The following is a 22,155-nucleotide window of genomic DNA, read 5'->3' as shown; positions in this document are numbered from 1 at the left end:
GGCCGTTTACACCACGGACGCCTTTTGAGACTTGGGTTTCAGGCTCAAAAGCGAGGGCCAAGACCGCTTCTCAGGCTTGGGCCGGTCCCAGGACGGTGGAATTACGGTCAGCCAATTGCGGCCATCCGCCACTAGCTAGGTCAGCTAACCTTAATCTGGCCCATCATGCCGTTTTCTTCATGCTCCAAATTATGACAATGATACACATACGTCCCCCGGTCTTGGAACTTGAAGGCAATCTTGACAGTACTCCCCGGAGTTAAAGCCACCGTATCTTTGTAGCCACGTAGATTAGCGGGTGGCGTTTGGCCGTTAATGCTTAGAATGCGAAACTGAACACCATGCAAATGGAACGGATGGATTTCGTTGCCCATCATTGTGCCGGTATTTTTTAACGTCCAAACTTGATTTTGGCCCTGCTTAGCGGTCAGATTAACGCGGCTTGGATCATATTGTTGGTGATTAATGCTGACCATCGACCCCATTCCACTGAATGATAACGTTTGGTGCTGGGCATTCGTCGTGTCAACAGTCGGTAAAGTCGTTAATTCGTTGGGCAGCGTGCCTTGTTGTCGACGGTTACTAGCTAGTCGTAACGCTAAGACACGCTGCTGACCATTTTTAACTGTCACCTGACTCGTCAGCTTGCTCGTATCAATGACGACCTCGGCCCGTTCGCCGGGTGCTAGTTTCAACGTTTTAACCGCAACCGGCTTAGCAAGTAAGCCCCCATCCGTCGCAATTTGGTGCATCGCCTGACCATTCGACAGCGTTAAGCGATAGTTGCGCGCATTCGAGCCATTCACGAACCGTAATCGCACTAATTTAGTAGTCACTTTGATATACGGATTCAAGGTGCCATTGATGAGTAACGTCTTGCCAGTCGTACCGTCATTTTGATGGTCAGCGGCATAGTCGAACTGATTATTGGCCGTGAAATTACGGTCTTGGATGACAACTGGAAAATCATCCACGCCATACTTATCCGGCAAGTTCAACTTTTGGCTAACCGCGTCTTGCACATAAATCAAGCCCGCTAATCCTTGATAAACTTGTTTAGCGGTACTCCCCATGGCGTGGGGATGATACCACAAGGTGGCGGCGGATTGGCTGACTTTAAACGCAATCGTTTTTTGCTGGCCAGCCGCCACACTTTGTCCAGGACCTCCGTCGACATTTCCAGGTAAAATAGCGCCGTGCCAATGAAAACTCGTGGCTTGTTTCAGTTTATTTTTCGTCGTCACTTGTAAAATTTGCCCCCGCTTAACCCGCAAAACGGGGCCTAAATAATTGCCATTATAGCCAAGCGTCGCCGTTTTAGCCCCTTTTTTCAGCGCGAGGGCGCCGGTTTGAGCCGTTAGCGTATACGCAACTTTAGTCTTGCTCGCACTAGTTGGCTTCAATAGCGGTGGTAAGGCTAGTTGATGAGCCGCCGTTTTTGCGGTAGTGGCGGTCGTAGCCGTCGACCCCATGTTGCCCATCATTTGACCGCCCATCATCCCCTGACTGGGCGTCCGATTAGTCAGGTGCCCATAGCTAACCCCTAGACCCACCAGACCAATTCCCAACAATCCAATTAATCCCCACTGTTTTAATTTCATCCCCCGGTCCCCCGTTCATCCAATTAATTTTGACTACAATTGTAAACGACAACTAACTAAATTACAAGTGTAAACAATACAAATAATAAACACGACCAGCTGGCAAATTTTGATGAATTCTTAGTGTCGAGTAATGCCTTTAACCAATGCACAGTCGCCGGGTAATGCTTGGGCTTCTATGGCAAATCAACTAAAAAAGCACAACACATCACGGCAATTAGTCGTGAAGCGTTGTGTTTAATAATCAATCAATTTAGTTGTGGGTCAGTGGTAATGGAAGCTGCCGTGCAAGTGGCGTTAGCTCGACGCTCTTTGTCGCGCTTACACCACCGACATCTTTGAAGATTGGTGGGCTGTGCCAAGCTTCAAAGTGAGGTCCGAGACCGCTCTTTGGCTCGGACCGGTCGCCACGGCGGCTGGAATTACCGCTGACCCACAACGGCAAGCATCACCAGCACTTACAGTTCATCTTTACCAATCACGCGGAGTTGGTCGTCCAACCGATACCGAATCGGAACCCCGTTGGCGACTTCTACGCCGTCGATACCGGCATCACTGATGTGTTCCAAATATTTGATGAGCGCTCGCAACGTACTGCCATGTGCCACAATCAGTTGATTGTGCCCTGCAAGTAGTTGGGGCGCAACTACATCAATCCAATACGGCATGATGCGATCGTACGCCATTTTCAAGCTTTCTGCGCGCGGTTCGACGGCTGGACCGTACTTCGTATAACGGCGGTCATTGCTTAATTCACTGGGGTCCAATAATGGCGGGACCGTATAAAAACTCCGCCGCCACTGCTGAACTTGGGCTTTACCGTATAACCGGCGCGTTTCATCCTTATTTTGGCCACGTAAGGCCCCATAATGGCGCTCGTTTAGTCGCCACGTTTTGTATTCGGGTAACCAGAGCTGGTCGATTTCATTTAAAATAATGTTGGCCGTAACGATGGCCCGTTTTAACACCGATGTATGCACTGCATCGAATGTAATTCCCGCTTCGCGCAACCGTTTACCCGCGTGTTGGGCTTGGGCCACTCCGACATCCGTTAAGGGGACATCACTCCAGCCGGTATACGTATTATCGCGATTGGCGGTACTTTCACCGTGTCGTACAATTACCAATTCTGTCATAAATTCTCTCCACCTGTGCCTTCAATAGCCTTATAATAATCGATTTTACTAGCCGAACGCAAGACTGTTTACCAAAATAAAAGCCACTCGAGAAACTTGAGGTCTTCTCCAGTGGCTACGTCCGAGTTAAGTCGCAACTAGTTTTTAATTAATCTTCTTGTTCAGAAATTGCATTGGAATGTGTGGCCATCTTTTCATGGACTGCCGCTTTTGTTTCAGCCTCAGGAGTGACTTCAGCACCCATGGCATTGCCACGTTCACGGAAGCGATTCCCAACGAAGGTCACAACGGACCCAATCAAGATAACGATAATCCCGATAATCGTCGTTGGCAAAATCTTTTCTTGTAAAATCAAGGCCGCTAAAATTGGCGCCAACCCTGGTTTGATAAAGAACACTAATGAAGCAGTCGAAACATCGGTTTGTTCCATGGCCAAGAAGTAAAAGGCAAAGCCCCCACCCGTGACACAGACGCCGATGAAAAATAATAACCAGAAATATTGCATACTAATATTCGTTAAAATTGGAATGGCGGCAAATTGACGCATGCCAACCGCCGTTAAGCCGTTCGCGACTGCGGGAATCTTCGAAATCCACGCAATCACTAATAATTCAGCGGCCCCCGCAAAGAACGTGAAACACGTCATGGTCAAGCCGTTGAGTCCCCGTTTCACCGAACCATACCGCGAAACGATACTATATAACCCAAAAGTAATCGCTGATGAAATGGCTAAAACTAAACCTAAGCCGTTCGTTAAATGCGCGGGGTTCACAATAATTAATAACCCAATCACCGAGATGACCACGGAAATTAAGTTAGAACGCCCCATCCGTTCATGGAGAATCAAATAAGAAAAGATCAGTGCAAAAACTGGATTACAGCTAAATAATACGGCGACGGTCGACGCTTGGTCGACGGTAATCGCTAATTGGTACAGTGACATACTGATAATGACACAGACAAGACCGGTGACGGCGAATAAACGCCAGTCAGCCCCAACCAATTTACGACCAGTTTGTTTCAAGGCGTTGAGGGCAAATGGTAATAAGACGACCCCACCAATGAAAAACCGAATTAAATTAAGTTGAATCGGATTAAATGCGCTGCCGGCCATCTTTAGAGCAATTTCCATCGAACTAAACATCAATGTTGAGATTGCAATGTAAAGATATGCTTTCTTCACGAAACGTTCGCTTCCTTTTTAAAAATAATAAAAATTTAATAGTCAACGCTTTTTAGTATAGCACCATTTTCAGTCAACTTTCAAATTAATGAATAAGATTGGTCTGCACGATCATCATTAAAATCGGAATCACGATCAAACTGAGTAACGTCGTTTCCGTGACCATAACCGCGGCATAATCCGCATCGGCGCCATATAGTTTGGCAACCACCGGCGCATTCGTCATGACGGGCATTGCCGATTGCAAGATGAAAACTTGTTTCATTTCCACTGGCATCGACATTGGCATTAATATCAAGGTCATTAAGACCGGCGCAAAGATAAAGCGACCAAGCAAAATTCCAATACTGTCACAGTCAAAGCGCATGCTGCTAAGCCCGGCGTTATGCATCGAAATCCCAATAAAGATCATCGACAACGGGACCGTTAAGCCCCCGATATAGGTGAAATCTTGTGCTAAAAACGTCGGTAACTGGAAGTGGACTAAGACCAAGACGACCCCAATCATGAAACCTAACAATGGTGGCGAGAAGATTTTTTTCAACGTTTGTTTCAAGTCGAACTTGGCTTCGCCGACCCCATCACGCTGAATCAGGTAGACGCCTAACGTCCAAAAAATCGTGGTATTCGCCATGTAGTACACCAACACGTATGGCAACGCGCTGTTGCCAAATAAGGCTTCATTGACCGGTAGCCCAATAAAGACGGTATTGGAATTTAAGAACATCGATGAAAATAAGCCGCGATGCGTTTTTTTGATATTTAACGCCCGCATCACGCCAAATGACAGCCCAAACAAGATGGCCATATTTAAAACGGGATACCGCAACCCCGGCAAAGTCGCTAATAATTTTTCCGCGGTGAAATTTTTCGTAATCGTCACGATCATGTACGCGGGTAAGGCAATTTGCGTGACTAAGCGGGCAATTAATTTAGTGGAATCTTCATTAAACCAGCCCCACGCGGCCAGTAAATAACCGAGCGCAATCATCACAATAATGATGACGACCCCTTGAATACTATGTAAAAAGATTGCCATTTTGGTACTCCTTTCTGAAAAATAAAAATTCCATGAGAATTAATCAAGTATACCACTGTTTTTCGGGCACTTGAACCCAGTAAATACTTGTAAACGTTTGACGAATGGCACAAATTTCCTTATAGTGTTCTATAATTGTGTGCCAAGTGCTACTGCCTTTGATGGCTCGTAGTTCGATTGTTAAAATCTTCTTAAATCAATTAGTTTTAGAACCAAATGTTTGCCAAACGTCATAAAATAGTATTGGTGAAAATATTAAAATAACGAGGAACGGATATGTCAGAAAATAATAATGAACCAATGGGGCCACGCCAACGCCGCCGACAACAGCAGCAACAGCAAAACCCGCATTTGAAGCCGCAGCGCAAACGAACTTGGCTTTGGGGGCTATTGTTTGTGGTCGTCATGATCATTGCGGCTGGTGGGGCCTGGGGTTATAAGACTTGGAATGCCGCCAAAAAAACCATGAGTACGACCTATCAATCAACCGGTAGCTCAAAACTCCGTAACGTTGATGCCGTCATTAAAAAAGGCAAGCCGTTCTCAATCTTGTTATTGGGAACTGATACTGGGGCGCTCGGCCGGGGCAAAACTTTCTCAGCCCGGACCGATACGATGATCGTCGCGACCATCAACCCCAAAAAAGAAAGCATGACTTTAACGAGTATTCCACGGGATACTTTAATTACCTATAATGGCACAACGGAAAAAATCAACGCCGCTTACACGTTAGGTGGCGCTAGTGGGGCCGTTAAATCAGTTGAAAAACTGTTGAACGTGCCAATCGACTTTTACGTCTTGATTAACATGGGTGGTTTGAAACAAATCGTTAACGCGATGGGGGGCGTCACCGTCACACCGAAGATGACCTTCAAGTACGGTAATGCCAACGTTAAGAAAGGTGTCAAAATCAAGCTTAACGGGGCCGCCGCTTTGGATTACTCCCGGATGCGTTACGATGATCCATTAGGTGACTACGGTCGTCAAAAACGGCAACGGCAAATTATTATGGCCATGGTTAGTCAATCTAACTCACTAGGTTCCATTGCTAACATCGAAAAAATCACGAAACAATTATCAAGTAACATGCGGACCGACTTAACTTGGAACGATATGGTTGCTTTGGATACGAAGTATAAGAACGCCTCACATCATGCGAAGTCGTACACCGTTCAAGGGACCGACTCCACGATTGATGGTTTATCTTACCAAGTGGCCTCCGCTAAGGAACGCTACACGAACTCGATTCGAATTCGCAAAGCGTTGGGCTTATCAACTGAAAACATCAAGCTCAGCTACTTTGAAACAACTGCCGCCGTTGGTAGCAGCAGTTCCAGCTCATCGACTAGTGATACGTCGTCAGCTTCCAGCACGACGACAACAACCGATGGCACCACTACTTCTGACAGTACGACCACTTACGGTACGTCAGATACCACCACTACCACCCAAGGTAATGGCTACTAATCGTCATCAAAAGGTTTGGCAGCTTGCCAAACCTTTTTTTGTGTTCAATTGCCGCAGTTGGCCGACCGTAATTCCATCGTCTTGGGACCGGTCCAAGCCTAAGAAACGTCTTGAACCTCGCTTTTGAGCCCACAGCCCAGGTCTCAAAAGACGTCCGTGGTGTAAACGGCCAAAAAACGCCCGTTAACGCCACCTTCAGGACGATTCCATTACGGTCGGCCAACTGCTAAATTCAACTAAATTCAGAATGAACGCTCAGCACACGAAATTGTGGCTGAGCGTTTTTATTAAAGCTTTATCTTGTATAAAGTAACCGTCATTGAATGAACCAGTTGAAACATTGACGCTGATAACAAATAAGCAAAGCATTCTGTATTTCCCCGACTTACACAGAGACGTTTTATATCGCAATATATCGAATTATCTTCAATGATGCGCATTGATTTAGCAACCACTATCAGTAACGCCATGTAAAAATAGCGTTATGACAATACGTGCTGCCCCGCTACGCTATCGCATCATCGTGACAACTAAAAAAACACTGCGTCTTAAGGCAGTGTTTTCAAAATGTTTTATCGTAAACATCATCATAAGAACAGCTAGCTTAGCCTTTTCGGCAACTAGTGCAAACGTGGTGATATTCTTCTTAACTGAGCGCTTTTCTCGGCTTAGAAGAAGGACGTCTTTTGAGATTAGCGGGTTGGGCTAAGCTCAAAAGCGAGGTTGGTGACCGCTCTTTGGCGCCAACCGGTCCCAGCACGCGCAGCACTAGTTGCCGGAAAGGCGGCCGCATTACAATCATCGTCAGCTATTCATCCACTAAAAAAAGCATCTGATGCCGCCACATGAACGACTATCAAATGCTTTTTAACTAATCTATTTCGTTATTATCCACTTAGCTGGCGGTTACCAGTAATGGAAGTCGCCGTGAAAGTGGCGTTAATGCGGGCGTTTTTCCCGCATTTACACCACGGACGTCTTTGAAGACGCGTTTTTCGGCTTCAAAGCGAGGGTCAAGACCGCTCCTCCGGCTTGACCCGGTCCCCACGGCGAGTGGACTTACTGGCAACTGGCAGCGGCCACTATTACTTACAATGGCCATTGCGCTAAAAAGTCTTGGAACTTGGCTTCGCGTTGGGCAATTAATTCGGCTGGCGTGAGCGCGCTTAATGGCGCCAATTGCTTTAAAATCTGATGCCCAATCACCGTCACTAAGTCCGGCTGATCATGCGCAATGATTTGGTCGACTAAGCCGCGCTGTTGCAGTTGCTTGGCCGTCATCGGCAATAAGTCAATGGCTTCGCTGACCGTTTGTTGGCCCCGTAAAATGGCTGCCACGGCTTCGGGGGACGCGACATTAAATAAACTATCATCTAACATTAGTAGCCGATTGGCGTTGGCAAACCCGAGCGCCCCACCGCTGTGGCCTTCGCCTAAAAAGACGACGATATTAGGAACGGTTAATTGGCCCATCGCCGCAATCAAATCGGCAATCGCTTGACTCTGGCCGAAACGTTCCGACTTCGGGCTAGCATCGGCGCCGGGCATATTAATTAAGCTCACGACGGGTAAGTCAAACTTAGCCGCATGCGCAATCACCCGCAGCGCGGTCCGATAGCCTGGTACCGTTAAGGCCCCGCCGTTTTTGGCTCGCCGCGTCGCTAAATCAGCCCCACGGTCGACACCCAAAACGGCCACACCGCGGTGGTCAGCCGTACGACCGAAGCCCGCTGTCAATGCCGGGTCATCGCCTAATAGACGATCACCGTGTTGCGCCACAAATGTCGGTAGGAGTGCTTCAATGACGGTGGGCGCACTTAGTCTATCAGCAGCCCGTAATCGTCGTAGTCGCTTATCCATGATGTGGCCCCCCTTGATAGGCATAGCTTGCCAAGATTTCAATTAACGTGGTCCGCAATTGGGGGCGTTCAATGACGGCATCAACTTGACCATGCGCCAATAAACTATCGGCGGTTTGAAAATCCACTGGTAAGGATACTGGCATCGTTTGTTGAATGACGCGGGCCCCGGCAAACCCAATTTTGGCGCCGGCTTCCGCTAAGATCACATCACCTTTAAAGGCAAAACTTGCCGACACGCCACCCATCGTGGGATCAGTCAACACGGTAATCAAGGGCAGCGGCACCGCCGCTAAGCGGGCCAATTCTGCCAAGATTAAATTCATACCGACTAACGAATAGAGTCCTTCTTGCATGCGGGCGCCCCCCGACGCCGTTACAATAATGACCGGCACTTGCCGTTTTTCCGCTAATTGAATGGCCGCCATGATGCGGCGGGCGACCGTGGTGTTAAGCGTGCCCATCATAAAATGGCTGTCCATGACGATTAGCATCGCCGGCCACGCTGAAAAGGTGGCCCAACCAATGGTGACCGCCTCATCAGCACCGGCGGCGTTTGCGGCCGCTTTAGCGAGTTTTTCGTCATAATGCGGAAACTGTAACGCATTGGTCGTGGTCGCTGTCAGCGATACTGCATCAAAGCTCCCGGCATCGACTAACTGTTCAATCCGCGTAGCGGCCGTTAACCGCCGCCAATAATGGCAATACGGACACTGTTGGTAAGTTCCCCACTGTGAGTGATGCACGTGGCGGCCACATGCTGGACACGTCTGCCACGTGCCTTTAGTTGGATAATGGCCCATCTTCTTCGGCCTCCCATCGTGCTAAGCTGTGAATCGAATATTGATCTTGAATATAAGCTGACCGGTGGGCGGTGGCGCGCAGAAACGCCAAGTTAGTCGCCGGACCGACCCACGTAATTGCCGCTAGCGCCCGTTGGAGGGCCTGAACGGCGGCGGCGCGGTCCGCACCCGTCACCATAATCTTGGCAATTAGACCATCATACATCGTCACGAACTGGTCGCCCGTCCGATAACCAGTATCGACGCGCACCGCTTTGGGCCAATTAAATTGTTGAATCGTGGTCGCTTCAATCGGCTGGATGGCCGTTAACCGCGCTTCAATCGCGTGACAACGGGGCGTAAGCGTGGCTGGAAAAGTCAGTTGTTCACCGGCCGCTTGTTTAATTTGGGCAATCACAATATCGACGCCCGTCGTTAACTCGGTAACCCCATGTTCAACTTGTAAACGGGTATTCATTTCCATGAAATAAAACTGCCCGTCAGCGAATAAATATTCGATGGTGCCTAAGCTTTGATAGCCGGTCTGTGCTAGCAGTTGTTGCGACCAGCGATTTAAATCCAGCCGCTGATTCGCCGTTAAAATACTGGCGGGACTTTCTTCGAGAACTTTTTGCTTATGTAACTGCAAACTACAATCACGATCACCTAAGATGTGCACTTGCGTCCCCGTCCCTAAGACCTGGACTTCAATGTGCCGGGCCGCGGGCAAAAATTGTTCTAAATACATCGCATCATTTAAAAATGACGCCGCGGCTTCTTGGCGCGCAATTCGTAATTGTTGATGCAGTTGCTGGGCGTCTTGTAAGACCCGGATACCTTTACCGCCACCGCCGTGACTCGCTTTTAGCACCAGCGGAAAACCGATTTTTAACGCGACTTGTTTAATTTGTGGCCACGCTAACCCTTGAATCGACTGCCCGGTTAAGACGGGCACCCCTTGCTGGCGGGCAAAGTCTTTGGCTTGCGACTTATCTCCCATCAAGCGAATCTGGTCCGCTTGGGGGCCAATCCACGTAATCCCACATTCCGCGCACATCGCGGCAAAGTCCGCATTTTCGGCTAAGAAGCCGTAGCCGGGATGAATCGCGTCGGCGTGGGTGTTCAGCGCCGCCATTAAAATCGCTTCGGCATTCAAATACGAGGCGGTCGCCGCCGCAGGTCCGATACAAACCACTTCATCGGCCAATTCGGTATACCACGCCTGCCGGTCCGCCGTCGAACACACCGCGACGGTCTTAATATTCAATTGACGACATGCTTTGATAATCCGCACGGCAATTTCACCGCGGTTGGCAATTAGAAGCTTGCGAAACATACTTACCGATCCTTTCGCATTTCGAATAACGGTTGGTCAAATTCAACCGTGGCCTGGTCAGCGACTAAAATCGCGGTAATCGTCCCATCACTAGGTGCTGGCAACGCATTGAATAACTTCATGCTTTCAATTTGGCCGAGTTCCTGACCATGGGTAACCGCTTGGCCAACTTTGACGTCGCTGGCTAAATGCAAGACCCCGACCATCGGACTCTTGACGACCGTGACGTCTGTCGCCGCGACTGACGGCTTAGTGGTCGGCGTCACTGAATTGGCAACTGGTTGCTTAACTTCAATTTCTAAATCGCCGGCTTTGACCCGAATTTGTTCGTAGCCCGCCGCCGCATATTTGGCGACTAGCCGGTCTAAATCTTGTAAGTCCATTTGGATTCCTCCGCTATTTTTGAATTAATACTGACCCATAGGCTAAGCCACCACCAAAGGCCGTAATTAGCGCTGGCCCGGTTAACTCATCATACACACTCGCTAACGCCATCGCGACCCCGGCGGAAGACGTGTTGCCAAACTTTTCGACATTATGCGGGAACTTCGCCATCGGCAACGCTAAGTTCGTGGCAATCTGTTCGATAATCCGCAAATTAGCTTGATGACAAATCACATATTGTAAGTCCGTCGGCGCGACGTTAGCTTGTTGCAATAACGTCCGCATTTGTTCAGGTACGACCGTCGTGGCAAATTGGAACACGTCGCGACCGGCTTGATAAAAGGCATCCGTCTGCGGATAATTGCTAGCGACCACCCGCGTAATGGGTTGGACGCGGCCCGAATGAATCACTTCGGCATCACCTTGGGTTTGTAACTTTTCGGCTAAAATACTATTTTCAGCTGGATTGGTCGTCGCTTGTAGTAACGCCCCACCGGCGCCGTCGCCAAAAAAGACAGCCGCCGTGCGGTCTTTAAAGTCCATCATCTTCGAGTTCACTTCGGCGCTAATGACCATCACATTTTGATATTGGCCACTCCGCACGAATTTGTCCGCCGTGGCTAGGCCGAACGTAAAGCCGGCACACGCGGCACTCATATCGAAGGCAAACGCGTTAGTTGCCCCAATATTGGCTTGCACTAAGCACGCCGTCGCCGGTGTCAACGCATCGGGCGTAATCGTCGTCACGATGATTAAATCAATGGCGGTCGCCGCGAGCCCACTTTTCGTCAATAATTGTTGCGCGACTTGCGTGGCTAAACTCGACGTATTTTCAGCGTCCATCGCAAAGTGACGCGTCTTAATCCCAGTATGGGCTTGAATCCATTCGTCGTTGGTATCCATAATGGTTGCTAATTCATCATTATCAACGATGCGGTCGGGTACATATTGCCCCATCGCGGTAATTTTTGTATAAGTTGGCATTGCATTAACCCCGCATTTTCGATTTATGTTTATTGGTTTAATTTTATCAATAAAACCGCCGTGGTCAAAGTTTGCGGTGCCATTTTTTGCTAAAACCTTAGTTAAACATCATGGGCCTGTTAATTAGTTCAACAACCTGAGCTTACTAGCAAAAAAAGTTTGAGCACTGGCCCAAACTTTTTAATCAGCTATTTAATTTGACTCGGAGCTTCAAACCCATTTTTGGCCAATAATGGCATCACGTCGACTTTTTTATCCGTCGGTACCTTTTGAGCAAAAATGGTCAGCCCGGCCGCCTGTAATTGATACAACGCTGCGGCTTCCGCCGGTCCAACCGCAATGGCATTGGTCACCATTACCATGCCGGCCGAATAAGCTAAGCTACCAATATCAATCCCCGTGGCTTTAAAATCCAGACCGCCAGCGACTAAGCGCGCCATACTTTGCGGTGTATCGGTCAAAACGAGTGGCTTAACCCCGTCAAAAAGGGGACTGTGATATATCTCAATCATCTTGTCCACCGTAATGACATTGGCGCGAACACCCGGCGGCGCTGCCTGCACGATTAACATCTTACGTAGTTCATCTTGGGCGACCACATCCGAAACGACCAAAATGCGATTGGGTGACACTGTTTTGGTCCAAACCGTGGCGACTTGACCATGCAATAGTCGACTGTCAATCCGCGCGAGTCGGATATCCATCGTCATAGTAACTCATCTTCCTCACTATCTTGCAATAATTCTAAATGCTTAATCCCGATTTTCCCCGTTTCTTCGAGATGCGCAATCACTTCATCAATCGGTTTGTCCCGAACCGTATACGCTTCGATTAACATCGGCAAATTCAAGCCGGTAATCAAGCCCATCCGGTCATTATGCTCCGCAACAATCCGACTCGCCGCATTAAACGGCGACCCGCCCCACAGATCGACTAAAAACAATACTTGATCATCATCATCAAACGTCGCCACCGCCTGATCTAACTTCTGCGCTAGATCTTGTGGTTCTTCGTCCAATTTAAACGTGACCGTTTGGACTTTTTGTTGCGGTCCAAAAATCATATACGACGAATTGACGACCCCGTTGGCAAATTCACCATGACTCACAACGACAAACGCTAACATCTTAAGCAGCCTCCTTCATAACATTAAACCCGTTCACTAATATTCTATGCAAAAATCATGCCAACTAGTGTATTAACTCGTTGCCAACTCCGCTTGATGAGTCTCTAAGAGTTGCACCACATAATAAGTTTCCGCTGGTGAAAATGACAGTTGGAGTTGTTCTTGTAACAACTGATTGGCTTGTTGGACGATTGGATACCACTTAGAATCCTTGACCGTCGCGGCTTCTTCATCAGGGGCCGTGATCTCATCTTTAATCGCGGTACGTTCCAACGCCCCCGCTAAGTGCATAATTAAATCAATCCGAAAGGCGTTACTCATCGGTTGCGCCAACTTATCACTAATGACTTCGCTATATTGCCATAAAATCGGCGTTAGCTTGTGTGGATTCAAGAATGTAAAGTAATCACCCAAATAGCGTTCACACAGCTCGGGCGTCAGTTCTTGGCTTTCGGCGACCATGCTTTGTGGCGCATTCATGCCCATTGCCAATTGGTCAATAAACTTCTCGCCACCACCTTGCAATAGTTCTTCTAACGAAATAAATGGGACGTCTAGGTCTGGCTTGGCAATCCCGGTCGCAGCAATAATTTGATAGCTTTGACTGATCTGGTCTAAGCGCGCCGCCATATTAACCACCGAAATTGGAAAGACGGTAATCCCTTCGATAAAGTTCTGAGCTAACAAGCTATCCAGAATCGTTTTGATGCGTTCGGCCGTCCCGACACCAGTTGAACAAATCGCAATAATCGCGCGATTTTCTGGCTGGTCACCATCCGTGGTCATGGTTGGCGCCGGCGTAGTTTCCGTTGGTAAATTCCGCGAAATTCGCGAATAGCCTTTGAAACCGACCAGTTCCTGATAAATACTATCTAAGTTGCTGTCAATCAAGCTGGCCTTCCGCGTGGCTTCCAAAACCACCGGCGTCGTGACCATATCGATTGTGCGAATCGCTATGCCGGTTTCTTTCGTAATGCGTTCGCCAAACGTCGTCAGCGAACCCATGTCAACTAGCAATAGCACGCCATTACCGGCATCTAAATCACTAATTTGTTGCTTAATATGATCATAAGCAACATTCGGGTCCATATCGAGGGGCATATCGAATGCCCGCACGTCATAATCGTCCAATAATTGGCCGACCACTTGCGCCATTGACGACGCGGTACTCATTCCATGCGCCGCCACTAACACCCCGACTTTGCCATTTAACTGCATCGACTTCAACGAAATCAACAAGATGGCTAAGTAATAAACTTCGGATTGCGGAATTGGTAAATGATACCGTTCATCCAAACGCTGTTTCAACACTTCCGCTGCTTTGATTTCGGCGGGATATTCTTTAACCATCGCTAACATATCGGAACTCATTTGCCGCATCGGCTTGCCAGCTTGGATACGTTTGATAAAGGAACTGATATGCAAGCTCACCGCATAAATAAAGTTATCTTTGAAATTATAGCCGAGCATCTCTTGAATCGTCGTTTGCGCCGTTTTCGTGAAGTCGATAACATCTTGGTCGACGATTTCTGCTAACTTATTTTCCGGTGACACTGCTAGCTGTGTTTGCTTATAAAATGACTTCAGATGCAAGTTAATATCCGTCGTGATAAAACGGTTGATATGTTCTTTATCTAAACCTTCACGACGCAATAGGGACGCTTTATCGCCAATAATTTCATACAAGTTGTATGGTAATTCATAATTATCATTTTTATTACGTAACGGCGTCGGACCATCGTTGGGCTTCACAATCAAAACCGGATCGAGTAATTCCGAGATGGCGCCGAGTTCATGACGATTGGACGCAACCGTCATCAGTCCATTACGGATATTTTGCGGTAAATCATCCATCGTAATGTTGATTTCACTATCATTTTCTAAGCTGTTCACAAAACCTTGGGCACAGACCAATTGAATATTGGATTTCAATTGCCCGACGTTCCCAAACGTGACTGACCCTAACAAGGCCTGGACCACGTCTTCAGTTAAACGAATCTGCTTATTAATGCGGTTCGCTTCAAGCGACAGTAGCGCTTTTAACAATTCCAACCGTTCTTTGGCCGACCGATTATTAAAGGCGGGTAGTTGAATCGTAATCGGAATCCGCCGGACGAAAGTTTGTAGCAACGAACTCTCCGGGTCTTCCGTCGTGGCACAAACTAGACGCACATTAGCATGGTGATTTTTCGCCGTTTCACCTAAGCGCGAATAAGTGCCATGATCCATGAAATAGAAAATCATTTCTTGACCTTCGGGTGGTAAGCGGTGCACTTCATCTAAGAACAGCATCCCCCCATCCGCTTCTTGAATCAGCCCATCCTTATCTTCATTAGCACCCGTAAAAGAACCTTTGATATAACCAAACAAGTGCGACATCAACAGTTCCGGGTTATGCGCATAATCAGCACAGTTGAACGTGATTAACCCCTGCGGATTCGTTAAAACTTGTTGATTCTCTGCAAATTGATACATCGTATTCGCAAAGTACGTTTTCCCCGAACCCGTAGGCCCAATAATCAACGTATTCAGCCCCCGCGGTGGATATAAAATCGCGGCCTTGGCTTGTTCCACTTGGTTGCCCAGACTTTCATGCGACCCAATCATGCTTTGAAAGACATCGACTTTTTTGTCTGTATCGTTTGCGACATTTTTTGTAGCGCTTTTAGTGCTAGCTGCCGCGGCTACGGGGGTTACCGCCGGCGTTGACATGGCGTTATCAGCCGTAACCGGTTGCAATTCTCCCGGAACATAGTGCACCGGCCGCCCACTAAGCTTTTGTAGCTGGCCTTCGCGGACGAGCGTATTCAATTCTTTACTGACGTTGGAACGCGCAATTAACAAGCCATTGGCGACCATCTCAGTTGTCAGACCTTGCGCATCACTATGCGCGCGCACATAGTCAAAAATTCGCGTTTTTCTGCTCAACCGACTCACTCCTTTTGTTGAGTGTATCAACACTTTTGTTTAGTATCAATCTTACCACACAGTGTATTAATACACTATTGATAATTGCCATTAATAAAAGCGATTACATCAACTAATGGAATTGCTAGTGTTTCACTGGCACTAATTTGACCACGAGTGTAAAAAAAGCGTCTGGACAAAACTGTCCAAACGCTTTAACTTATTTCAAATAATTATCGTTTTTACGACCCTTGCCGCTGAACGCTCGCTTGATGACATCAAAGAATGTCAACGAGCGGACAATATGCTCAGGCTTGACGTACACGCGAATTGCTCGTAGGACCTTTTTAGGATCCTTAGAAGAAAAAGTAAACGTTCCGTTCTTCTTCGTTTGAAAACCGTAACGTGGAATCCAACGACCTTTGAACATGACCGAAACTACCACGCGGTTAACTTCGGTCCACGGAATTTGAATAAAGTTTTTTACATTGCGATCATCATAAAATTCGAAACCTTTGTCACCGACCATGATTTTGCCGTAATCGGTCAATCCCATGTGTGAATTACCATCCATGACTAAATCGACTTTAGTATTGAGTGATTGAACCATTGCCATAACTCCATTTCTATCGCTTTAACACCGATTATACGGCGCTGGTGACGATTATGCAAAATTACGCTAATTACCAAAAAGGATGAACTCACTGCTGAGTCCATCCCTTGCGTCTAAGTCGCTGACTCAGATTTTGATTGGTATTGATTACATAACACCAAGTACGTGCATTACAACCCCAAATACGAAGAGGCCAAGAATGATAACGATTGGTGAAACTTTCTTCTTCAATAACCACATGCATAAGAAGGTTAAGAGTAAGGCAGCTAAACCAGGAATCAATTGATTCAAGTTATCTTGTAACGTCGTAACTTTGTACTTGTCTAATGAAAGACCAGCTTTTTGTTCCGTCAAGGCTTTCTTGATACCTTCAGCACCGGCTGGCAAATTATTCCAGTCAATGTAGGCCCCAGATTGTTGCTTGATTGTGGAGACTTTAACCGGACTGAAGTCAATGTTGACCCACCGTTCGATTAAGGCCGCCAAGATGAACATCCCAAGCATTGAAGCACCCTTAGTGATGTCTTGTAAGATACCACCAGATAAATCTTCGGTAATCTTAGAACCGGCTTTGTAACCGAATTCTTGAGTATACCACATGAAGCCCATCCGGATTAAGTTCCAGACAACGAAGTAAAGGATTGGGCCAACGATGTTACCGGCAATTGCTAATGAAGCTGCTAAAGCCCCAACAATTGGCTTAACCGTGTACCAGAACACAGGGTCACCAACACCGGCTAAAGGACCCATCATCCCAACTTTAACCCCTTGAATGGTAACGTCGTCAATGGGAGCCCCATTAGCGCGTTCTTCTTCAAGTGCTAAGGTAACACCAATAACTGGTGATGCCACGTATGGATGAGTGTTGAAGAATTCCAAGTGACGCTTTAAAGCAGCGGCACGATCTTCTTTAGTTGTATATAATTTCTTGATAGCAGGAATTAAGGAATAAGCCCAACCACCATTTTGCATACGTTCGTAATTCCATGAACCTTGGAGGAACGTTGAACGCCACCAAACATGTAAACGATCGCTTTTTGATAATTTAACTTGATCAGCCATTTTTAGTTTCCTCCTTCGCTAATACTTATCGATGATATCGCCGACTGGGTCACCTGTATTGGAGCCCCCGCCATTGCCAGAACCGCCTTGTTTTGAAAGGGTTAAGTACATTAAGGCTAAGGAAATACCAATAGCACCTAAACCAATCAAAGTAATTTCACTAACAGCGGCTAAAACGAAACCTAAAGCGAAGAATGGCCACATTTCGCGGGAAGCCATCATATTGATAACCATGGCGTACCCAACGGCAACGACCATCCCACCACCAATGGCTAAACCATCAGTTAACCAAGCAGGCATTGAGTTCAACATTGCCTTAACAGGACCGGCACCAACAGCTAAGATTAATGCGGCTGGTAAAGCAATCCGTAAACCTTGCATGCAGATGGCAATCCATTGCCACATGTCGATTTTACCAAAACTACCTTCTTCAGCAGCACGGTCCATGATATGAACGATACCAGTTGCTAACGTACGAGCGATGATGGTTAATAATAAACCAGCAACGGCTAAAGGTACGGCAATCGCAATGGCTGAAGAAACTCCGGCACGGCCTTGGCCACCTAAAACTAAAATAATTGCAGAAGCAACTGAGGCTAACGCAGCATCAGGCGCAACGGCGGCACCAATGTTGGCCCAACCTAAAGCGATCATTTGTAATTGACCACCTAAGATCATGCAAGGTACTAATTGACCGGTAACTAAACCGATTAATGTACATGCGATAACTGGTTGATGGAAATGGAATTCATCCAAAATACCTTCCATACCAGCTAAAAAGGATACTAATACGACTAAAATCACTTGAATCGCATTCAAATTCATGATTATTAATCCTCCATTTTCTGATAGTTTATTATTTTTGTTCGTCTAACATGGCTTGCGCCTTTTTCAAGATGTTGTCCATGTTATCTTTACCATCGGTCGGAACTTTCCGAACATCAAATTCGATGCCATCTTTTTCCAACTTATGATAAGTATCAATGTCTTCTTGGTTGAAAGCCAAAACCTTATTTGGTTGAACTTTACCAACTGAATGGGCCATTGAACCAATATTCAAGGTCTTAATTGGCACGCCACCTTCAATTGCTTCAAGCGCATCTTCTGGCGTTTCAAACAATACTAAAGCTTTTTGACCACCAAAGTGTTTGTCATCCTTAGCAATCTTAATCATTTGCTTGATTGGAATGACATGGGCTTTGATACCAGCAGGAGCAGCTTGCTTAATCATGTTAGTCCGCAAGTCATCTTTAGCAACATTGTCGGAAGCAACGATAATCCGTGTTGGGTTAACCGTCTTGCTCCAAGCCGTTGCAACTTGACCATGTAATAACCGTGAGTCAATTCGAGCCAACCCGTATTCGAGTTTCCCAGGACGACCCGCATTGTTATTCGCAGCAGGAGCAGCCGCAGCTTTTTCTTCTTTAGGTTGTAAGGCTTCAGGACGAACCTTAACCCCATCCTTCGCTGTTTCAATAATATGTGACGCGATTTCGTGCGCCGAATCCATTGAAAGGCGTGAAGCATAAGCTTCAATCAACATTGGTAAGTTCAAACCAGCAACAATCGCCCATTTGTCCTTGTGTGCTTCAAACAAGCCGTTAACTTGGTTGAACGGGGTCCCACCCCAAAGGTCGACTAAGAACAAAACTTGTTCTTGATCATCAAAAGAAGCAATGGCTTTTTCTAGCTTAGCCTTAATATCATCGGGACCTTCGCTAGGCATCAATGTAACGGGTTGAACGTTTTCTTGTTCGCCGAAAATCATTGAACCAGATTGATAAATGCCTTTAGCGAATTCGCCGTGACTAGCAATGATAATGCTTACCATTTTTGTACCTCCTATTTTTTTCGTTACAGTCATCAAAATCAGGAATGAATAATATCTAAATTGCCTGTAACTTTAATTTATATTGATACTGTAAGCGCAATCTTTAAGCACTCACTAATATATATGCAACTTCCGTGCCAAAATACACTAATTTAAGATTACCTTAAGACCGGCCTTTGTCAGTGATACACAATTTTGATACACTCGACTGTATTACGATTTGTGTATCAAAATTGCGTATTTTTAATACATTTTTATGAAACAGTTGATAATCTTAGCTAACTTTTGACACTTATTTAATAACTGACGGCGCGCCGGCCATTATCTTGCCAGACGCGTTCGAATTCAGCGGTCGGCATTTGTTCGCGCTGGCCGGTCCACGGGTCGTTATACGTGATATCAGTCGCATTAAAGCCGGTAACCGTCAGCGCGTGACTGGCAAAACCATCGACATTGGCCACCCACACCACGACCGGATGACCTTTAGTGAGTTGAACTTTCAACTCGTTGAGTGACCGGCCTGTAAAATCAAACGCCGTCGATACATACTTGCGCATCGTTGGCAAAATCCCTTGCGGATACACATATAACCCGACACCAACTTCAGAATATGGGTCACCCACAAAGCCGGTATTAGGATCATCCGTGCGCGGCAATTCATCCGCCAATTGATTTTTAGTCGTTTTAGCCCCGGCGTATTGCAATAACATATCGACGGCCGTGATTTCACAACCGGTTGGTAAATCCGGTAGTTGCGATACTACCGGCACGTCTAGGGCAATACTGGTTGGCCGGACTTGGTCAGCAGCGACCCAGCCACTTTGGCCGCGTTCATTTTTCAAGTAATAATATAGATGCTTTTTGCCATGTTGCGTAATTTCTGCTTGTTCTTCTCGCGTCCAAACCGTTGCCGGCTGGCGGTTCAGATGGAGATTGGCCCGCATTTTAACCCGGTGATGGGGTAAGACGGTAATATGATAGCCCTGCGCGTGTGCTGCTTGAACCACATAAGTCTGTGCGGTTGTCACTTGAATATGATCGATGGGATACGTCGTCGCGGCCTGCGCGCCCTTAGCCAGCGTGAGCCCCATCAGTAAGCCCCCACTCCATAACAAATATCGCAATTTATTCAACATCAAGACCTGCCTTTCCACGATTTAATTGGCGAACATCACTCGGGTTTATTATAATACTGGTAAAGGTTGGGTTAGGCATAAAACGACCGTTAATTTTGGTGGGCATAAGTAGCTTTTGTATCCGCGGCTACACTGAATAGTAATAACTGTAAAAAAAAAGAGGTTGCCCCGCAACCCCTCCAGCTAACACATTCACTTATGGTAGAATATCTCCTGTTTGTTGAAACCTTCCCACTTGTAGCAGGGAATCTCTTGTTTATGCATCGGTCGCACTTGTGGCTGCGAATCTCCTGTTTTCTTAGCTGTAAGCATAGGATACGATGAATTCACATCATCGTCAAATAGATACGGCTGGATGTAAAACCTTTATTGATAAGCCAATTCATTTTTTCCTACTAATCCTTGAGTAAGCTATACATCATTCTCCATATTCTTCAACCTAAAAGGGCGACTGACAAAAAATCGCTAAACACGCGACTAGGCGAGTTTAACGATTTTATGGACCCTACCTTGAACTTACAGATAGATATAAGTTGAATTGGTCGTATTAATATATTGGATTTTAACCCCTTTGCTGATCTTTCGGTTAGCTACTTTTTCAACAACGGTAAAATGTTTGGCAGCGGCCCCTTTAGTTAAGGACTTGCTTAAGGTAACCGCCGTTTTAGTTCCTTTGGCTTGATACGATTTGACCGTTTTACCGGATTTCTTAATATAAATCGTGGCGTTTTTAGTATTCTTAAACCCAACTTTAGTCCCCGTCTTGGTGGCTTTAGCATAAGTTTGCATGACTGGTTGGCTAGCATATTGACTGCTTGTGATGGTCTTTAAGTTCGTCTTGCCTTTTAACAAACGGAACGTCCCATAACCCTTGAACTTCTTGGAAACGTTAAATTTGCCATTTTTGACAGTAACATTGGCTAGCTTCTTACCATTATAAGTAAGCGTTAGTTTCGACACCCCATGGCAATTGCCACGTAACTTAATGGCTTGCGTCTTATCCGAATAACTAACTTTTAAGTTAGTGACTTTAGGTTTAGCTGCCGCAACATACGTATAAGTCGTATAACCATTAGCTTCCCGCTTAACGTTTACGAGCGCTGACGTATCCGCACTCGCATTCAGCGTCCCAAGCGCCATCAATGAAATACTGGTCAAGGCGACCATACTTAACAACTTCTTTGCTACTAACATGTTAAAACATCCCCCTAATTTATTTAACATGTTCATCTAACCACATAAAAAAATAATTTGATTAGAAAAATTCACCAAATGTTGTCGAAGTTTAGTTTAGGCGTCTTGTTTGTTTATCAACCTTACAAAGGTAGTTTATAAAACGTATTGGACCAGCTTTTATGAACGATACACCGTTAAATACATCGGTTATAACAATCATCTCGTATAAAAGAGTACCTGATTCACTGAAAAGTTGGTCATTCCATTGAATACCCTGAATTTAGCCTAACAACATGAATAAAAATTAACTGTTTTCAAGTATTGTTCTGCGTTAATTCGCACCAGTTTTAATCACACGTATAAAAAAAGCCGGTATATCAACGATTACTCGTATCAATACCGGCTATTCCATATAGTAAGTGCGGCCAAGAAGATTCGAACTTCCACCGGGTTAACCCCGACAAGATCCTTAATCTTGCGCGTCTGCCAATTCCGCCATGGCCGCATCAATTAACTCACAAAAACCATTTTAA

At 46.3% G+C, this 22,155-nt stretch carries 19 protein-coding genes and 1 tRNA gene; 1 reads left to right on the top strand and 19 read right to left on the bottom strand.

Translation table 11 applies throughout. The features are described 5' to 3' along the window. Positions 1 to 140: 140 nt before the first annotated feature. The 4 genes from DY78_RS15040 to DY78_RS15025 form a co-directional block, all read right to left on the bottom strand. The gene (locus tag DY78_RS15040; RefSeq protein WP_024625392.1) at positions 141 to 1,601 is read right to left on the bottom strand and encodes a multicopper oxidase family protein; all 1,461 of its coding nucleotides are present in this window, start codon (positions 1,599 to 1,601) and stop codon (positions 141 to 143) included. Positions 1,602 to 2,059: 458 nt separating this feature from the next. After that, positions 2,060 to 2,737 carry a 2,3-bisphosphoglycerate-dependent phosphoglycerate mutase gene (locus DY78_RS15035; protein WP_024625393.1) on the bottom strand — a complete coding sequence of 226 codons (678 nt, stop codon included), beginning with the start codon at positions 2,735 to 2,737 and terminating at the stop codon, positions 2,060 to 2,062. Between the two features lie 148 nt (positions 2,738 to 2,885). After that, complete coding sequence (locus tag DY78_RS15030; protein ID WP_024625394.1) at positions 2,886 to 3,920, bottom strand: DMT family transporter; 1,035 nt, start codon at positions 3,918 to 3,920, stop codon at positions 2,886 to 2,888. Between the two features lie 85 nt (positions 3,921 to 4,005). Next, on the bottom strand, positions 4,006 to 4,959 hold the full coding sequence (locus DY78_RS15025; protein ID WP_024625395.1) for an AEC family transporter: 954 nt from the start codon (positions 4,957 to 4,959) through the stop codon (positions 4,006 to 4,008). 276 nt (positions 4,960 to 5,235) lie between these two features. On the opposite strand from DY78_RS15025, the gene DY78_RS15020 reads away from it, so the two are divergent. After that, positions 5,236 to 6,426: an LCP family glycopolymer transferase gene (locus DY78_RS15020; protein WP_033613609.1), complete on the top strand. Its 1,191-nt coding sequence runs from the start codon at positions 5,236 to 5,238 to the stop codon at positions 6,424 to 6,426. A gap of 1,089 nt (positions 6,427 to 7,515) precedes the next feature. Here DY78_RS15020 and accA read toward each other — a convergent pair. The 15 genes from accA to DY78_RS14945 form a co-directional block, all read right to left on the bottom strand. Continuing rightward, positions 7,516 to 8,286, bottom strand: a complete 771-nt coding sequence (gene accA / locus DY78_RS15015; protein WP_024625993.1) for a carboxyltransferase subunit alpha — start codon at positions 8,284 to 8,286, stop codon at positions 7,516 to 7,518. After that, on the bottom strand, positions 8,279 to 9,088 hold the full coding sequence (locus DY78_RS15010; RefSeq protein ID WP_024625992.1) for an acetyl-CoA carboxylase carboxyltransferase subunit beta: 810 nt from the start codon (positions 9,086 to 9,088) through the stop codon (positions 8,279 to 8,281). The genes accA and DY78_RS15010 overlap by 8 nt, the downstream gene beginning before the upstream one ends. Next, positions 9,069 to 10,403 (bottom strand): acetyl-CoA carboxylase biotin carboxylase subunit, encoded by a 1,335-nt coding sequence (locus DY78_RS15005; protein ID WP_024625991.1) that lies wholly within the window; start codon positions 10,401 to 10,403, stop codon positions 9,069 to 9,071. Before DY78_RS15005 ends, DY78_RS15010 begins: the two co-directional genes overlap by 20 nt. A gap of 2 nt (positions 10,404 to 10,405) precedes the next feature. After that, a complete protein-coding gene (locus DY78_RS15000; RefSeq protein ID WP_024625990.1) occupies positions 10,406 to 10,786 on the bottom strand; it encodes an acetyl-CoA carboxylase biotin carboxyl carrier protein in 381 nt (126 codons plus the stop codon). A 13-nt stretch (positions 10,787 to 10,799) separates the two neighbouring features. Further along, positions 10,800 to 11,771 (bottom strand): beta-ketoacyl-ACP synthase III, encoded by a 972-nt coding sequence (locus DY78_RS14995; protein ID WP_024625989.1) that lies wholly within the window; start codon positions 11,769 to 11,771, stop codon positions 10,800 to 10,802. Positions 11,772 to 11,959: 188 nt separating this feature from the next. Beyond that, on the bottom strand, positions 11,960 to 12,481 hold the full coding sequence (locus DY78_RS14990) for a PTS sugar transporter subunit IIB (RefSeq protein ID WP_024625988.1): 522 nt from the start codon (positions 12,479 to 12,481) through the stop codon (positions 11,960 to 11,962). Continuing rightward, the gene (locus tag DY78_RS14985) at positions 12,478 to 12,897 is read right to left on the bottom strand and encodes a PTS sugar transporter subunit IIA (protein WP_024625987.1); all 420 of its coding nucleotides are present in this window, start codon (positions 12,895 to 12,897) and stop codon (positions 12,478 to 12,480) included. The genes DY78_RS14990 and DY78_RS14985 overlap by 4 nt, the downstream gene beginning before the upstream one ends. Before the next feature lie 72 nt (positions 12,898 to 12,969). Further along, positions 12,970 to 15,825, bottom strand: a complete 2,856-nt coding sequence (locus DY78_RS14980) for a sigma-54-dependent transcriptional regulator (protein ID WP_024625986.1) — start codon at positions 15,823 to 15,825, stop codon at positions 12,970 to 12,972. 199 nt (positions 15,826 to 16,024) lie between these two features. Further along, the gene (locus DY78_RS14975) at positions 16,025 to 16,414 is read right to left on the bottom strand and encodes a DUF956 family protein (protein WP_024625985.1); all 390 of its coding nucleotides are present in this window, start codon (positions 16,412 to 16,414) and stop codon (positions 16,025 to 16,027) included. A gap of 150 nt (positions 16,415 to 16,564) precedes the next feature. Further along, complete coding sequence (locus tag DY78_RS14970) at positions 16,565 to 17,479, bottom strand: PTS system mannose/fructose/sorbose family transporter subunit IID (protein WP_024625984.1); 915 nt, start codon at positions 17,477 to 17,479, stop codon at positions 16,565 to 16,567. Between the two features lie 18 nt (positions 17,480 to 17,497). Continuing rightward, positions 17,498 to 18,304 carry a PTS mannose/fructose/sorbose transporter subunit IIC gene (locus tag DY78_RS14965; protein WP_024625983.1) on the bottom strand — a complete coding sequence of 269 codons (807 nt, stop codon included), beginning with the start codon at positions 18,302 to 18,304 and terminating at the stop codon, positions 17,498 to 17,500. A gap of 31 nt (positions 18,305 to 18,335) precedes the next feature. Further along, positions 18,336 to 19,310 (bottom strand): mannose/fructose/sorbose PTS transporter subunit IIA, encoded by a 975-nt coding sequence (locus tag DY78_RS14960; RefSeq protein WP_024625982.1) that lies wholly within the window; start codon positions 19,308 to 19,310, stop codon positions 18,336 to 18,338. A gap of 296 nt (positions 19,311 to 19,606) precedes the next feature. Then, positions 19,607 to 20,446 (bottom strand): C39 family peptidase, encoded by an 840-nt coding sequence (locus DY78_RS14955; RefSeq protein ID WP_051385251.1) that lies wholly within the window; start codon positions 20,444 to 20,446, stop codon positions 19,607 to 19,609. Positions 20,447 to 20,962: 516 nt separating this feature from the next. Continuing rightward, positions 20,963 to 21,640 (bottom strand): hypothetical protein, encoded by a 678-nt coding sequence (locus tag DY78_RS14950; protein ID WP_024625980.1) that lies wholly within the window; start codon positions 21,638 to 21,640, stop codon positions 20,963 to 20,965. A gap of 402 nt (positions 21,641 to 22,042) precedes the next feature. Next, a tRNA-Leu gene (locus tag DY78_RS14945) sits at positions 22,043 to 22,127 on the bottom strand. Positions 22,128 to 22,155 lie beyond the last annotated feature (28 nt).

The sequence above is a fragment of the Lactiplantibacillus fabifermentans DSM 21115 genome (genome assembly GCF_000498955.2).
Taxonomy (GTDB): domain Bacteria; phylum Bacillota; class Bacilli; order Lactobacillales; family Lactobacillaceae; genus Lactiplantibacillus; species Lactiplantibacillus fabifermentans.
This window is presented reverse-complemented; position numbering and strand designations above follow the sequence as displayed.